Source organism: Sporofaciens musculi, from assembly GCF_009830285.1.
GTDB classification, from domain to species: Bacteria; Bacillota; Clostridia; order Lachnospirales; family Lachnospiraceae; genus Sporofaciens; species Sporofaciens musculi.
Genome location: NZ_WUQX01000001.1, coordinates 823,102 through 838,825, shown reverse-complemented (window position 1 = coordinate 838,825; position 15,724 = coordinate 823,102). Strand labels below are relative to the sequence as shown.

General features: G+C 47.5%; 8 protein-coding genes. All 8 read right to left on the bottom strand.

Translation table 11 applies throughout. From position 1 onward, the window contains the following. Nucleotides 1-9 precede the first annotated feature (9 nt). On the bottom strand, nucleotides 10-9,141 hold the full coding sequence (locus GN277_RS04105; RefSeq protein WP_159749923.1) for a DUF3849 domain-containing protein: 9,132 nt from the start codon (nucleotides 9,139-9,141) through the stop codon (nucleotides 10-12). Nucleotides 9,142-9,343: 202 nt separating this feature from the next. Further along, the gene (locus GN277_RS04100) at nucleotides 9,344-9,805 is read right to left on the bottom strand and encodes a hypothetical protein (RefSeq protein ID WP_159749921.1); all 462 of its coding nucleotides are present in this window, start codon (nucleotides 9,803-9,805) and stop codon (nucleotides 9,344-9,346) included. 184 nt (nucleotides 9,806-9,989) lie between these two features. Next, complete coding sequence (locus tag GN277_RS04095; protein WP_159749919.1) at nucleotides 9,990-10,610, bottom strand: hypothetical protein; 621 nt, start codon at nucleotides 10,608-10,610, stop codon at nucleotides 9,990-9,992. 145 nt (nucleotides 10,611-10,755) lie between these two features. Next, on the bottom strand, nucleotides 10,756-11,091 hold the full coding sequence (locus GN277_RS04090) for a helix-turn-helix domain-containing protein (RefSeq protein ID WP_159749917.1): 336 nt from the start codon (nucleotides 11,089-11,091) through the stop codon (nucleotides 10,756-10,758). A 13-nt stretch (nucleotides 11,092-11,104) separates the two neighbouring features. Beyond that, nucleotides 11,105-13,225, bottom strand: a complete 2,121-nt coding sequence (locus GN277_RS04085) for a type IA DNA topoisomerase (RefSeq protein ID WP_159749915.1) — start codon at nucleotides 13,223-13,225, stop codon at nucleotides 11,105-11,107. Further along, nucleotides 13,216-13,788: an MT-A70 family methyltransferase gene (locus GN277_RS04080; protein WP_089774879.1), complete on the bottom strand. Its 573-nt coding sequence runs from the start codon at nucleotides 13,786-13,788 to the stop codon at nucleotides 13,216-13,218. Before GN277_RS04080 ends, GN277_RS04085 begins: the two co-directional genes overlap by 10 nt. A gap of 8 nt (nucleotides 13,789-13,796) precedes the next feature. After that, the gene (locus GN277_RS04075; RefSeq protein ID WP_159749913.1) at nucleotides 13,797-15,479 is read right to left on the bottom strand and encodes a CD1107 family mobile element protein; all 1,683 of its coding nucleotides are present in this window, start codon (nucleotides 15,477-15,479) and stop codon (nucleotides 13,797-13,799) included. After that, the gene (locus GN277_RS04070; RefSeq protein ID WP_159749911.1) at nucleotides 15,457-15,717 is read right to left on the bottom strand and encodes a cell envelope biogenesis protein TolA; all 261 of its coding nucleotides are present in this window, start codon (nucleotides 15,715-15,717) and stop codon (nucleotides 15,457-15,459) included. The genes GN277_RS04075 and GN277_RS04070 overlap by 23 nt, the downstream gene beginning before the upstream one ends. Between the last annotated feature and the right edge of the window lie 7 nt (nucleotides 15,718-15,724).

Below are 15,724 nucleotides of genomic sequence, written 5' to 3'. Positions count from 1 at the left end.
TTGCCCTCCTTATAAACTTTCCTCTTTTCCTTTACCTTTTGAAATATCCGGCTTTTCCGGCTGTTTCTGCCCATATGCCCTCTCACGCATCTCGGCAAGTTTCTCTTTTACGGAAATGCGCCCTCTCGGACTGTCGGCTAACATCCTCTCCTTCCCATGCTCCGCCACCTTCTCCGATACTGCCCGGTTCACCTGCGGTCTGAAAGGCGCATCCGCCACCGCTTCCGCATCACGCCCCATTTCCTCTGTATCAAGTTCCTCCTGTTCCCCGTCATTCTCCGGCTCATCGTCCATATCAATCCCATCGCCGCCCTTTTCGTCCATGTTTAACAGGGCATTTAGCTCTGTCAGGCGTTCCAGTTTCTCCGCAAGCTCCGTTTCCTGTGCGAATGGCTTTGTGACCTCCACCTTTGCGGTTTCAAGCTGATGCTCCACGTTCTCCAGCTTCTGCGCCACCGTTTCCATTTTCCCGGTCATGCCCTCTAAGGCGTTGCTTAACCTCTGCAAATTTCCCAACGGATCAGTGCCGATTTCCACCTCATGGCTGATGCTGCCTTTTAAATTCACCGTAAACTTGGAAAAGAACGAATCGAAGGAAACGCTCATCTTGAACCCCTGATACTCCCCGATTGTGACCGCCATATTCGGCTGTTTTGCGCTCCGGCACATATCAATCAGCGCTGCCCCGGCTTCCTTCTTGTCCGTATATACCCGGTTCCCGATTTTTATGGAGAAAGTGTCTTTATCCGGGAATTTATTCTGTGCGTAGGTCTGAATGTCGGCACGATACCCCGCAAGGCGTTCTTTCATGGAAGCAATCTGCACCGGGTAGTGCTTCACGATGTTGTCCTCTAAGCGGTACTTCTGACTGGTGTGGTTCGCCTTTAACAGCTTTAGCTTGGATATCTGAATATCTAAATCCATCTTTTCTTTAATATAGGGATTGCCTGTTGCCAGAGCCTTCACCTCGGCATAAGTGAGAGCCGCTTCGTCTATGTCCTCACAGCTTCTGACTGGGGATTTGCTCGTCATAATCTGCCCGATGAATTTTTGCTTATTCTCGATAAGCTGCCAACTGTACGAATCGAACGTACCTTCTGTTACATACCGGAATATTTTCACCTTGTCATTCATGTTGCCCTGCCTTAAAATCCGCCCTTCCTGCTGTTCAATGTCGGACGGACGCCAGGGCACATCGAGGTGGTGTAACGCAATCAACCTGTCCTGCACGTTGGTTCCGGCTCCCATTTTTGCGGTTGAGCCTAACAAAAAACGAACCTGCCCGCTTCTTACTTTTGCGAACAGCTCCGCTTTCCTTGTTTCCGTATTGGCGTTATGGATAAAAGCTATCTCCTGCTCCGGCACTCCCTTCGCCATGAGCTTATCCCTGATGTCCTCATATACGTTAAATGTCCCATCTCCCTTCGGTGTGGATAAATCGCAGAAGATAAGCTGCGCCGATTTCTGCTCTTTTGTATGCTCCCAAATCTCAAACGCCTTATCCACACAGGTTGTGGCTTTGGAGTTTTCTTCATCGGGAAGCATATCATTGATGAGCCGCTGGTCTAACGCTAACTTTCTTCCATCGTTGGTGATTTTCAGCATATTGTCGATGTTCGGCTGCACTTTCCTGTCCCTGACCGCCTCCGCCCTGTCCGCAAGTGACTGAACCATGTCCTGCTGGTACTCGCTCGGCTTTAACACGATATTTTCATAATCTGCTTCCGGCACAGGAAGTTTCAGCATATCCGGCGTCTGAATGTCCGCACTCTCCTTAAATAACGCAATCAGCTCCGGAAGATTGAAAAACTTTGCAAACCTTGTTTTTGCCCTGTATCCAGTCCCCTCCGGCGCAAGCTCAATCGCTGTCTGGGTTTCCCCAAATGATGCCGCCCAACTATCGAAATGCCCCAATCCCAAACGCTGTAAGGTATTGTACTGGAGATAACGCATATTAGTGTATAATTCCGTCATGCTATTTGAGATTGGCGTACCCGTCGCAAATGTGATGCCTTTCCCTCCGGTCAGTTCGTCCATATACTGGCACTTGGCAAACATATCCGAAGATTTCTGCGCTTCCGTTTGTGCGATGCCCGCCACGTTCCGCATTTTTGTGTAAAGGAACAGGTTTTTATAATTATGGCTTTCGTCTACAAACAGCCGATCCACGCCCAACTGTTCAAAGGTCACAACATTGTCCTTCCGGCTGGAATCATTTAACCGGCTCAACCTTGCGGACAGTGATTTCTTTGTTTTTTCCATCTGTTTAATGGAGTATCGCTCGCCGTTTTCCGCTTTGAGCGCTTCGATTGCCATTTCAACTTCCGTTATCTGCCTTTCAATCATCGCCATCTGTCTTTCGGTGGAAAGCGGGATTTTCTCGAATTGGGAATGTCCGATAATCACAGCATCGTAATCCCCGGTTGCGATTCTGGAACAGAACTTTTTCCGGTTGGCGGGTTCAAAATCTTTCTTGGTTGCCGCTAAGATATTCGCACCCGGATACAGGCGCAGGAAGTCACTCGCCCACTGCTCCGTCAGGTGGTTCGGCACAACAAATAAACTCTTTTGACACAATCCTAATCTTTTACTTTCCATTGCTGCCGCAATCATTTCAAAGGTCTTGCCTGCCCCCACGCAATGGGCAAGCAGCGTGTTGTCCCCGTATAACTGATGCGCCACAGCGTTAAGCTGGTGCGGTCTGAGTACAATGTCCGGTGTCATGCCGGGGAATTTTAAGTGCGAACCGTCATATTCTCTCGGTCTGGTGGAATTGAAAAGCTCATTATATTTTGCGCATAAATCCTGCCTGCGCTCCGGATCACGAAACACCCAGTCCTTAAAGGCTTCCCGGATTGCTTCCTGCTTCTGGCTTGCAAGCATGGTTTCCTTTTTGTTGAGGACTCTTTTTTCTTTCCCGTCCTCTGTCACAATGTCAAAAATACGGGTGTCACGCAGATTTAAGGAATCCTCTAAAATCCTGTATGCGTTTGCCCGCCCTGTTCCGTAGGTCATATTGACAAGTGCGTTTCCCCTGTCCGCATTTTTCCCCTTCACGTTCCACTGCCCGGTCACGCCTGAATACTGTATGCCCATTGTCTTACGTTCAAGCAGGTATCCCGGCGTTTCAAAAGTTTCACGCATGAAGTCCTCAATATATTTTGTGGAAATCCATGCTGCGCCGATACGCACCTCAATCTCCGATGCGTCAAGCTCCTTCGGCTGTACGCTTTCCAGTGAGGACACGTTAATGGCGTATTCCGGGTGGTTTTCCGCAAAGGTTCTCGCCACTGACAGCTTCTCCCGCACATTCCCGCTTAAATACTCGTCTGCGGTTTCCCATTCCTCTGTGACCGGGTTCTGGAAGATTACCCCGGCAAGCTCTTTTGTGATTTCTTCCTCGCTTTTATCCGCAAGCTGTGACATATAGGCTAAATCCACGCCCGCCTTCTCGCTTAAAGATACCGCCAGCGCTTCACTGGCTGTGTCCACGCTCGTCACAACTTCCTGCTTTTTAATGGTACGCTTCGTGAACATATCCGCCTTGCCAATAAACTTCCCCTCATCGTCCAGATTTTCAAGGGAACATAACAGGCAGTAGCTGGAATCCTGATTGAACGCCCTTTTATTGGTCTGTGAACTGATAAGACCGAATTTTTTGGAGAAATCATCGTATAATTGATTCAACTCCGTCTGTTTATTTTTAATCATTTCATCCGGGTATTCTTCCAACTGGAAGTTTATCAGTTCCTGCGTACAGTCCCGGATTGCCACCATGCCCTTCATGCGCTGCTCCGCTTTCTCCGACACGTCCACAGGCTTCATAATGGAATTTTCCCGGTAATACACTTTATCGTCCACTACGGTATAGCTGTAATTCTTCACGTCCGGATCGGCGGGTATGTTCTCCCTTGCCAGTTCATCTTCAATCTCGTTAAAATCCGCCTGCTCGATGCTGCCCTCCACATGGGAAAGCGCATGGTTAAGCTGTGCCGACAGGGGAAGGGAATCATCCGGCAGACAGGCGCTCTCCATGCCATGCGCCCCTGTAACCATCTCCATTTTTCCAAGCACCATTTCCGGGTGGTCTGCGAAATACTGGTTCATCACGATACCGTCTTTTTCCGTCAGATGCACCCAGTCAGGCTCAATGTCTAACACCCGGTCACGCTTCTTTAAGAACAGAATGTCCGAAGTGACCTCCGTACCCGCATTTTCCTTAAAGGCTGTGTTCGGGAGCCGGACTGCCCCTAAAAGCTCCGCCCGCTGTGCAAGGTATTTCCGCACCTCCGGGTTTTTCTTATCCATCGTTCCCTTTGAAGTGACAAAGGCAACAATGCCGCCCGGACGCACTTTATCCAAAGTCTTTGCGAAAAAATAATCGTGTATCAAAAAATTGTGCTTGTCATACTGCCTGTCAGACACTTTATATTGTCCGAAAGGCACATTTCCTACCGCCACGTCAAAAAAGTCATTGGGATAGGTGGTGTTTTCAAAGCCAGTGATTTGAATGTCCGCATGAGGGTAGAGCTGTTTTGCGATGCGCCCGGTAATCCCGTCAAGCTCCGCCCCGTAGAGCCTGCTTCCCTTCATTTCCTCCGGCAGACAGCCATAGAAATTCCCGATGCCTGCGGCGGGATCTAACACATTCCCTCTGGCAAACCCCATTTTCCCCACTGCGTCATAGATTGCCTGAATGATGACCGGGCTTGTATAATGGGCATTTAAGGTGCTTTCCCTTGCAGAAGCGTATTCCTCCGGGGATAACAGGCTCTTTAACTCCTGATACTCATTCGCCCAGTTCGCTTTGGAAGAATCAAAGGCATCTGCAAGACCGCCCCAACCCACATATTTTGCTAAAACTTCCTGTTCTTCCGGTGTGGCAGTGCGGCGTTCACTTTCAATCTTTTCAAGGGTTCGTATGGCTTCCACGTTCTGCCGGAACTTCTCTTTCGGCGCAAATCCTTTCCCGGTATTCTCTGCTTCGTTGAAAGAGATATGGTAATTCACTGCATTTGATTTATCAATCTCCGACTGTTTTCCTGATGCCTTCCCCGGTTCTGGCGGATTGCCCCCGGTCAGAGTTTCCACATCCCCCATGACCTGCTGGATAAACGGGCTGTTTTCCAAAGCATTTTCGTCTACAACCTGCCCGTCCACAATGCCCGCTTTTTCCAGACCTTCCCGGATAGCCTGTGTGTCAATGTCGGGGAAATCATCTTTTTCAGCAGTATCTTTTGATTCTGAAACAGTTCCCGGCTCTGTAACCATATTTTCTGCTTCTTTCCCCTGTAAATCTCCGTTGAGATTTTGGCAGAAAACATCCGCTTCCTCCGCTGTGCCAAACGTCGGCACTGTGCCATCGCCAGTTATATAATAATCCTGTGCTTCGCTGTCCCATACCGCATAAGGCTCTGTAAAGGCATCCGAAGTTTCCGTAACCGTAAAACGTGTTGTTTCTTCCTGTTCTGGTTCTTCTGTAAGGTTTTCCGGCTCGGCATCCGGGAGAGGTTCTTCCTTCTTTTCTTCTGACAGCTCTGCTTCAGAAACTTCCGCAGCGTGTCTTTCCCTCTGCTGTTCCTGCTCGCTCTCATAACGTGCCGCATACTTCTGAGCCTCCTTCAGCAGAGCATCCATTTCCACCGCTTTTTCCGTATTGCCGCTTAATGACTGCATCAGGACATAATCAGTGGCTTCTAAAAACAGAGCATCATAGACCGCCTTGCCCTCTAACCTCCTGCTGTCATCCTCAATGGCAACCGCCCCGGTATCCTCGTTCCAGCCGACCACATCTTTCATAGAAAGCGCACCGCAGATTTTTACCACAGCGGACATCTCCGCAAGCCTTTCCATCAGCGCTTTTTCATTGTCGCTGGCTTTATTTTCCGGTTCGGGACTTTGGGATTTTTCCCCGGAAATTTCCGCTTCCTGTTCCGGTACAGCAATTTTTTCCGGCTCCCTGTCACGCTCTATGTACCGCCTTGTCTGGTTTGTAAAACCGTCCAGCACAGCCGGGTGGGACGTGACGAGGTAATCCCTGGTCTGCCAGTCAGCGGAAGGGACAAGGCTTTTTGCCCACTCCTTATTGTCGGGGGAAAACCGCCCGTCATGGGATAAGTGCATGATTGTGTTTGCAAGGACGATTTCCACACGTTCCTTCCCATACTGCCGGATAACGCCCTCTGCGGCATCCCCCGGAAGGGTGTAACCGTCAAATTTCTCCGCAATCGCTTTTTCTATGGCATCTTTACATTCTACCCGGACACCATGCTCCAGCTTTTCCTGCTCCCGGCGCATGGCTTCCTCCGCCTGCTCTTTTTTGTACTGTGCAAAGGCTTCCTTGCCCTTCGGCGTAAGGTATTTATCCGCATTGACAAGCTCCCTGATGCGCTTCTCCACCACGTTCCATTTTAAAAGCACTTTTGCGTATGGATCGCCTATCCTGCCTTTCCCCAGTTTGATTCCTTTGGAATCGTGCCATTCATCGCTCCGGTCTGAACCGATTAAGGCGGGAGCGCCGCCGCCCGTCCCGTATTCATTTTTAAGGAAAGCAATATTTTCTTTCTTATCATGCCCTTCCATAAAATACTCATAGATACGGAACTGCCCATGATGATAGTTGCTGCCGCCTGTCAGACGCTCATCTATCTCATCCTGTGTAATAAAATCCTCATGCAGCACCTCCATGCTGTCCTGTACCGGGTATTCCGTTTTCTCTGTACTTAAATCCGCAATCTCTGAAAGCAGATGCTCCGGCTTTTTCACATACCGCCACCTGATCTGCTTTTCCCCGGCTTCAATCTGCTCTTTTGCGTGGGAAAGCTCCCCGGCGATGACATCGCGCCCCTCCTGTGTGGATAAAAGCTCGCACAGGATTGTCATGCTCTCCGGGTGGTTGTGGCTTTTAATCGGTATGCTCTCCGGCGCTTCCCCGATACCGTCCCAAAAGAAATTGAACAGGTCATTTGACACCCTCTGACGTTCCACCGCATCCACAAGGAACACTTCATTTGCGCCCATGTAAGAGCCATTCTCCACCATAGAACGGACAACGCCCTCTATTTCCTGCCATCCCATCACCGCAACCGGGTTTTCCTTTGCGGACATCCCGTAGCCGACGCTCATGCCGGATTCATTGAACCAGACGGAAATGGGATTGCTGCCAAAATCAAAGCCTTTCCCCGTAGTTCGGTACTCATTTTTCAGAAACTCCGCCATTTCCTCCGGCGTTTTGCCCTGCTGGTACTTGGCATAAATGCGGCTCCTGCTGTTATCCCGTCCGCCCCCTGTGCGTAAAATGGCTTCAAGCTGCTCCTTTGGCAGAGAAAAAGCGGCGGGCATGATATATTTCTCTCCTGCCTGCGCCGCTTCTATCGTGCCGATCTGTTCCTCTATGGTGGGGAATAAACTAAGCTGCTGGTAAACTTCCGTTTCCTTCGGTTCTTCCCACTGCGGAATCTGCCCTTCTTTCAGATATTCGCCCTTTTCCATGTAAAAGGCGATACTGTCCCTCACAGCTTCCCATGTAATAACTGCTTCTGCTTTCCGATGTGCATATGTTCCGTTCCAAAGCGTCATACCGCTTTCGTCCGCCCTGTATCCGGCTCTTTCTTTCCCCACATAAAACTCTGTGTTTTCCCCATGCCGGTAACTGTTTTTGATGTATTCCGTCTGTTTATCCTTATCCGGCTCAAAAAGCATTACCCCGGCAATATCCGGGCATTTATGCATCATAAATTCATCAAACTGCAAAATCCCCTTTTCAATCTCTGCCCAATGCCTGTTAATGATTTCCTCGCCAGACAAAGAAAAACCGGATAATGCGCTTTCTCCATTACCCGGCTCTGTCAATTCCTTATTTTCAGTTATTTCTTCCTCATTTACAGGCTGTATACCAGTTCCCTCAGCACGATTTCCTCCGCCGAGTGCCTGATGTTGTTCATCTTCTGAACCCAGAGCATCTGGTTCTCTGCTTTGAGTTTTTCCGTCACTCCCTCCTGCTTCATCATCTGCCCGGTCAGCAGTTCCATCCTCTGCTCCGCCTGCTCCTGAATGGTCAGAAGATGCTCTTTCAGCTTTCCTTTCAGCAGAAGCCCGGTGTAAATCCCCTTCTTGTGTTCCTGTAAGTAATTCTTCCTCATCAGCCCGTATTTCGTGAGCGTCCCCTCCGGCTGCTCGTCCACCTGTAACATCGGTATCATGTAATCCCCGTTCTTCTCGTAGGTCAGATTCATCATTATTTCCCCTTTCCCCGGCATTTCCGGTCTGTGTGGTAGGTTGTACGTCCTCCATTTCGCTTTCACGCTTTAAAGCATTATAGCGTGTGTCAGAGGTATTTGCAAGTCCTTTTTGGGCAAAATTTCTCGCTGCTTCCTTTCCGGCGATTTCCCTGTCATACACCCCGATTGCTTTGCCAATCTCCATAAGCACAGGCTTGGATAAATCGGATATGCTGTCACCGATATGTGACAGGGTTTCTATTGTATTAAACTCATGGATATAGGGGAACTGGATTTCCTCTGCCAGCTCCGCATCTTCCATGCCGCACCGCTTTAAGACGGTGTAGGCGATGCTGTCCGCCAGTGTTTCCCGGACACGAACAGCAATATTCAGTTCGTCCAGTTCCTCCAGAAAACTTCCCTCTTTCAGATATTCCATATCCGAAGCAAGCTCCCCATAACAGTCCTGTGCAATCCGGGAAGCAATCTCCCTGATCCTGTCCGTAAACCCGGCTTCTTTGTCAGTATCCCCGTAAATCCCTTCCAGACGGTTCAGAACCGCTTCCTGATGTTCCTCCCGCATCTCCCAAAGCTGAGGGAAACGCCCGATGCGCCTTGCCTTATGCACGTCCGATATGTCAAAAACGTACCTCAGTCCGGTGTAGGGACTCCCTTCTTCGTCAAGAAGTGCAATCCCCTTTGCGCCCTTGTTTACCCAACAGTGCATTTTTTCATTCCATATCTCTATGGAAGCGCAGGCTGTGGCGTCCGGTCTTTGGGCATAGATAAGGAGCTGGTCTTTGAACGGGTATTTGTAGAGCCTTGATGCTGTGTTCAAATATTTCTTCCAGCTTTCTTCATTTCTCGTCACCCTCCTTGAAGTTTCTTCGGAGAGTATGGAAATTAAGTCATATTTTCTCATGGCAATCCTCCATTTCCTGTTTATTGTTTTTGGGCAATATAAAAGGTGGCTATGGTTCGTTCATAAGCCATTGCCACCAGTGACGGTAAACTTTATTCAATTTTTGTATGCTCCTTTCCTCGGATTTTTAATATAAGAAAAGCACCTAAGATTTCTCCTAAGTGCTACTCCAAATATAATATTCAATATAAAACAAACATCTTTATTGCTTAATGTATAAATCATATACCATTACATTAATCGTCAATGTATCTTTTGAATCAGACTCCTTAGAAAAAATACCTTGCCACTGGTTATGTTCAAGTCGAATGATATTTTTACACCTATCTGATGCGTTCAAAGCCTGATCTATGCTATCAAGCAGCGATTCAAAATCTTTATTTTCCTTATTAAAAATTATAAGTGATGTTTTTGTTTCTCTCCAAGTTGTATAACTGCATAGCTGGTCTATTGCTTCAACAAATTTTTTACTGCCATGCCAAATTTTACATTCAGCTACATATGCTGCCTTATTATCAAATGGAATATAGATGTCAGTTTTTCCAATTTTGTTAAAAGTTTCCCCTGAAGCTGTACCCTGATAATGTGTGTTCAAGTTTGATAAAATAATATCTCTCAATTCTTCTTCCAACAACTTACTAAAAGTACGAGCAGTTTTTTCCATAGATACACACGCTAATGAAATAATACTCTTTATATTTTCGTAATGCGCATCGGAAATCTCATAATTTTTCTCAGGCTCTTTCTTATTTGGAAAAGATATTTCTTTTTTCTTCTTTGCTTTTTTAAAATAACAGGCTTTGTGTTGGGTGCATTATTCAGCTTTAATGGCAATTCCAATCTTTCTCTCATTTGTAAATAATCATTTGTTTTTGTAACCTTGTTTCCAAATATTTGTTTACAATATTTGACAAACCGTTATTATAGCTTCTCACTTCCTGATTTATCGTTTCTATTGTCTTAAAATATGTATCTATTTCACGCTGAAACCCCTTTTGAACAATCTCATTACTATTCTCACTTCTTTGCAATTCACTCTTTGCGTACTCCAGAGAAAATATAATTTTCCCATAATCATCGTCAGTTGGTGCTATTACTCTGTCAACTGGAAAACTTTGCCTATAAAAAGTTGACGGTCTTAAATCCAATAAATCTTTATCGCCATCAAAAGGAATTGTAAAAGTAATTTTATAGCCATCTAACATATGATACTGAGAACCAAATTCACTATATCCGGGGCGATAGAACTGATTATATCTTTGTAATTTTGTTTCGGTAAGCTCTTTCGTTATGTTTTCCGTAAATATCTGAATTTCTTCAATTTGATACTTTGCGAAATAATACTCTGTCAAATCCCCCAAATCGGTGTTACATATTTCTGTATTTGCCAAATTATTTATTTCATTTCTAATATTATCAGATATAGCCCTAAACCATGATGTTGTTTCCCCTTTTTCAAATAAGTTCATCTTTCATAATCTCCCTACTTCATAATAGCACAACCTTTCTCTAATTATATCCTTTAACCACATAAATCTCAACTACTTCTAAATAGACTGCAAAACACTTTTAAATGCTTTACAGTCTATTTTTATCAACTATATTAAATTTTCATTATTCATAAAAGCCATGTTCCTCAATGCCTTTTTCCAGAATGGTATGTATCAGTTCCTCCAGCTCCACACCGTTTATCTCGCTGACCACGATCAGCTTTGCAAGGGTATCTTTCTGTACGGATATGGCATACTGTTCCTCATCGGCACGAAGTTCATGGACGCAGATGCCAAGTCCGTCCGCAATCCTGCATACCACGCCAAGCTCCGGCTCCCTGATGCCCGCCAGAATATCCATGATTATCCTCTCCGGCACTCCCGACATTCTGGAAAGCTCGATAATGCTGATTTCTTCCTCTTTCATCACGTTTAATAACTTATCCCCGGTTGTAAACATCTTTCTTCCTCCCTTATTTCTTCTTCCCGCCAGAAGTTTTCTTTTTCGGAAACTCCATGACAAACTTAAACTGTACCCCGCTTTTTTCTGCCCCGTCTTTGGTGTAATGGTATTCTTCCATCCCACTCGGAATGATATAAGCATCATAGGGCTTGCCCGCCTTGCTCTTTAACCCTTTTAACAGGATTTTCTTTCCGGCAAGCATATCCTTCACCTGTGCATCGGTAAGGGCAGCACCCATTACCCGGCTCACGTTCATACCGCATTTTTTCACGCAGTAAGCGCCGAATTTTCCTTTTACCACCTGACCGCCGCAGTTCGGGCATACCCCAAGAGCCGCCTGCTCCTGTGCGAACATCTTTTTCTGTTCGTCACTGACCTCATGGTAGGTATGTATCAGTTCCGACACCATGTTTTCAATGTCCGCCATGAAGTCCTCCATAGGAAGCTCCCCTTTCGCTACCAGTGTCAGGGCATTTTCCCAATCGGCGGTAAGTTTCGGGGACTTCACCACATCCGGCAGCACCGTAATCAGCTTCATTCCGTCCTCTGTTGGTATGATCTGCTTCTTCTCACGCTTCACAAACCCGTCCCTGACTAACTTCTCAATGATGTCCGCCCTTGTCGCAGGCGTACCCAAGCCTTTTCGTTCCACGTCATCGCCCATATCTTCCGCCCCGGCACGTTCCATTGCCGATAATAATAAATCTTCCGTAAAGTGCTTCGGCGACGAAGTGAAATGCTCGCTGACTTTCGTCTGCACACCGTCAAATGCCTGTCCCTCCGACAGTTCCGGCAGCTTCTTTTCCTCTTTTTCTTCCTCCTGATTCCCGGAGATTTTAAAGGAACGCTTAAAGGCATCCTCAAAGGACTTCCACCCGTTATGCGTGACGGACTTCCCGGAAACCGCAAAAGTATGTCCATTGCAGGAAAACTCCGCCTTTACCGTTTCATACAGATGTTTCTCCCCGGTGGCGCATAACAGGCGGTTCGCAACCAAAGACAGGATTTTACGCTCCGTTTCCGGCAGTGCCGCAAGGTCAGCTTTCGCTATCTCCATTGTGGGGATAATGGCGTGGTGGTCTGTCACCTTTTTACTGTTCAGAATCCGCTTTATGTCTGGTCTGGAAACCTTGTTTTCCTCAAACATCAGGGAACTGAACACTGCTTCAATCACGCCCTCTGCGGTCTGCCCCATGTCATCGGATAAGAACTGGCTGTCCGTCCTCGGATATGTGGCTAACTTTTTCTCATAAAGGCTCTGTGTGTACTCTAAGGTCTGCTTTGCGGTAAATCCAAACAAGCGGTTCGCATCCCTCTGGAGCGTGGTAAGGTCATAGAGCTTCGGCGGCATAACCGTTTTTTCCTCTTTCACAACGGACGTGGTAAGAGCCTGCCCGTTTTGGCAACCCCCCGCAATCTCATCCGCTTCATTTTTATCATCAATACGCCCGGTGGCGGCATCCATCCCGTCCATCAGAATATGTGCCATGTAATATTTTTCCTTCTGGAAATTCATAATCTTTGCTTCCCGGTCTACTAACATCGCAAGGGTGGGTGTCTGCACCCGCCCCACCTTTAAAACCTTTCCGCCATATAAAACCGTAAACAGCCTTGTACCGTTGATGCCCACAAGCCAGTCCGCTTCCTGCCTGCACAGTGCGGAATGGTACAGGTTGTCATAATCGCTCCCCGGCTGTAAATTTTCAAGCCCTTCACGAATGGCGCTTTCCTCCATTGAGGAAATCCACAGGCGTTTGATCGGCTTGTCACAGCCTGCCATTTCATACACAAGGCGGAAGATAAGCTCTCCCTCCCGTCCGGCGTCAGTGGCGCAGATCGTAGCCGAAACGTCCTCCCTGTGCATCAACTGGAAAAGCACGTCATACTGCGCTTTCGTGTCCGGCTTCACCTCATACCGCCATGTTTCCGGCTTGACGGGCAGGCTCTCATACGTCCATTTTTTCCACTGCTCCCCGTAGCTTTCCGGCTGTGCCAGCTCCACCAGATGCCCTACGCACCAGCTCACAACATAACCATTCCCTTCCATATATCCGTCATGGTTCTCTGCTGCGCCGATTACCTCCGCAATGCTCCTTGCTACACTCGGTTTTTCCGCTATCACTAACTGCATTTTTCTTTTCCTCCTATCAACTCAATATCACATTCCACTTCATTTCCCCACACATCAAACCCCTCTGCCTTTCTCCGGGCAAAAAGTTCTATTTTGGGCACACTACCCATTAGCTGATTAATCCGGTGATGTACTTCTTCCGGCTTCCTGCTGTGTTCTTCGATATGGGATACTACTACCTGATGTACCCCTGCATGGACACGCTTTGGTCTGCCCTTTGTTGCCAGTATGCAGATTTCTACATTACTGCGTGTCCAATACCCCATACCCCAAAAAAGCGACTCACTCTTTTTATTCTGTTTTACCCATACAAACGCTACCGTCTTATAAGCAAACCCCCATGCTTTTATCACTTCCAAACCTTCCAAAAGGCATGGGAATGTCACCCAAAGAAATAAGGCGCAGTCCTTGTCCGCAATGCCAGCTACCGGAAGTGCCTTTATATCTTCAATGTTCATGGTGGAATAGTGGCTTTCTGCGGTTCTTCCCGCATCTTTTTTAGAATGTACATAGTAATGCCAAGGGGGATCAGCCAGAATAACTGAATATTTCTTTTCTGCCATATCGCCGTCTACTCCTCCCCGTCATCCTCAAAGAAATCATCCTCTTTTTCCTCATTCTCCTCATCATCTTCGTATTCTTCTTCCTCCTCATCATCGTCCTCGTCAAGAAATTCCTCTTTCTTTTTCTTTGCTACCTTGAAATAATAGCCGCCGCCAATGGCTACAACCGCCACAAGCCCAAGAATGATATAGGTTGCCGCCGGGTTTTCCCCTGTTTTCTCCGACTCCGGTTCGGGTTCTTCGGTATTTTCCTCCCCGTCCTCTGCCGCTTCTTCCGCAGCTTCTTCTTCCGTTTCCTGTTCCCCGTTATTATTGGGAAGTGCGCCCTCCGTCACAGGGATTGCGGATTCCAGTGCGGCGGAATTTTGCGGTAAGGTGTCGCTGTTGTCCGCTGTCACGTTCAACAGGTCATTTTCCGTAACTTCCGTCAGGAAATAAACCACTTCTTCCTCCCCGTCCCGGTCAATGATAAGGTAAAATACTTTTTCCGATGCGGTCTGGATTGTATAAAATTCCTTCCCCGTTTCGCTTTTCTCCTTCTCCCCGGCTTCCTCTTTCTTCTCCGATGCCGCCGCTTCCGCCATTGCCTGCTTTTTCTGCTCTGCAAGGCTGTTTTCGGAAACGGTGTTCCCGTCACTGTCCGTTTTGGTATGTTCCGTTACCTGTGCGGTAGCGGAGGAAGGCTTGGTTGCCTGTGCGTTCACCGGGAGCTGCTCTGCCGGGTTCTTCTCATTCCCGTCCGCCTTTTCCGGATCGGTATAATACGGGTTCGCTGTCTTATAGACTTCTGACATATTCCCGGCATTGTCCATTGCGGAAATGGTGAAATACTGGTAGCCTGCGTCAAACTGCTGCAGGCGGATATTCAACACGCCATTGGTAAGCTCCGTAAATTCATACCCGTTCACATACACCGCCTTGATGCCGGAATCCATATCGTGCGCCTGTACGCTTAACAATCCGTCACTGACCGCAGCGTTTAAGGTAGGCTTCGTGAAGTCAAAGCACCTGATATAGCGGTTTTTCTCATAGGTCTTGCCCCTCTGGTCTGTCACAAGCACATAGACGGTGGCATTTTCTGAAATCTCCACATACATATCCTCTGTGATGTCCGTCCAGCTCCCATTCTGCGCCACTTTCGCCTGCACCGTCTTTATGGAGAAGTTGCCGGAATGTGCCACATCTTCAACGGAGATATGTACCTTTGTGGTGTCATTGTGCCAGCCGGAGGGAGTGGAGATTGTGATTTTTACATTCGGGTTCACATATTCGCATAAGCTGAAATCCCCCTTGCAGACCTCACAATCTTTATCAGCGGAATACTGTGTGCATTTTTCTTTGCAGGTACATTCCGGCTCCGGAACTTCATTCCCGGATACTGTTCCGCCTTCCGTACCTTCCCCACTGCCACCGGATTCTGCTTCGCCTTCATTCTCGCCGGATTCGGATTCTGTTTCCCCAGTTTCACTTTCTCCGGTTTCCGTATTTTCCTCTGTCTCAGTGCTTTCCTCTGTTTCCGCTTCGGTACTGCCTTTCTCTGACGTTTCGCCGCTTTCCTCTGTAAGCGCACCCTCCGCATAGACATCTACCGTATTCCCGCTGTTCGCCATAAACGCCCCTACGGGCATACAGAACAATAATGCCGACAAGAGCAGCGACACCGCCGCCCTAGCTGATAACTTTTTCTTCATTTCCTGCCATCTCCTTTGCATTTTCTTTTTCTTCCAATAACTTCAAAATCTCGTCCTCGCTGAATTTAATGAGTAATTGCAGCTTCTCGGACGAGATTTTATGCTTTTCGATAATATCCATTTTTTCTGTTCTTTCCGCCATGCGCTTCTGTTCTTCCAAATCCTTCTTTTTCGCCTGCAAGGATTCAAGCTGCGCATCCACTTTGGAAAGCTCCTTTTCAATGCGTTCCTTTGTCATAAATGCC

Excerpts from the sequence above, each read along its gene's own strand:
- GN277_RS04105 (WP_159749923.1), bottom strand. The coding sequence starts at position 9,141 with ATGAGAAAATATGACTTAATTTCCATACTCTCCGAAGAAACTTCAAGG.
- GN277_RS04100 (WP_159749921.1), bottom strand. The coding sequence starts at position 9,805 with ATGGAAAAAACTGCTCGTACTTTTAGTAAGTTGTTGGAAGAAGAATTG.
- GN277_RS04095 (WP_159749919.1), bottom strand. The coding sequence starts at position 10,610 with ATGAACTTATTTGAAAAAGGGGAAACAACATCATGGTTTAGGGCTATA.
- GN277_RS04090 (WP_159749917.1), bottom strand. The coding sequence starts at position 11,091 with ATGTTTACAACCGGGGATAAGTTATTAAACGTGATGAAAGAGGAAGAA.
- GN277_RS04085 (WP_159749915.1), bottom strand. The coding sequence starts at position 13,225 with ATGCAGTTAGTGATAGCGGAAAAACCGAGTGTAGCAAGGAGCATTGCG.
- GN277_RS04080 (WP_089774879.1), bottom strand. The coding sequence starts at position 13,788 with ATGGCAGAAAAGAAATATTCAGTTATTCTGGCTGATCCCCCTTGGCAT.
- GN277_RS04075 (WP_159749913.1), bottom strand. The coding sequence starts at position 15,479 with ATGAAGAAAAAGTTATCAGCTAGGGCGGCGGTGTCGCTGCTCTTGTCG.
- GN277_RS04070 (WP_159749911.1), bottom strand. The coding sequence starts at position 15,717 with ATGACAAAGGAACGCATTGAAAAGGAGCTTTCCAAAGTGGATGCGCAG.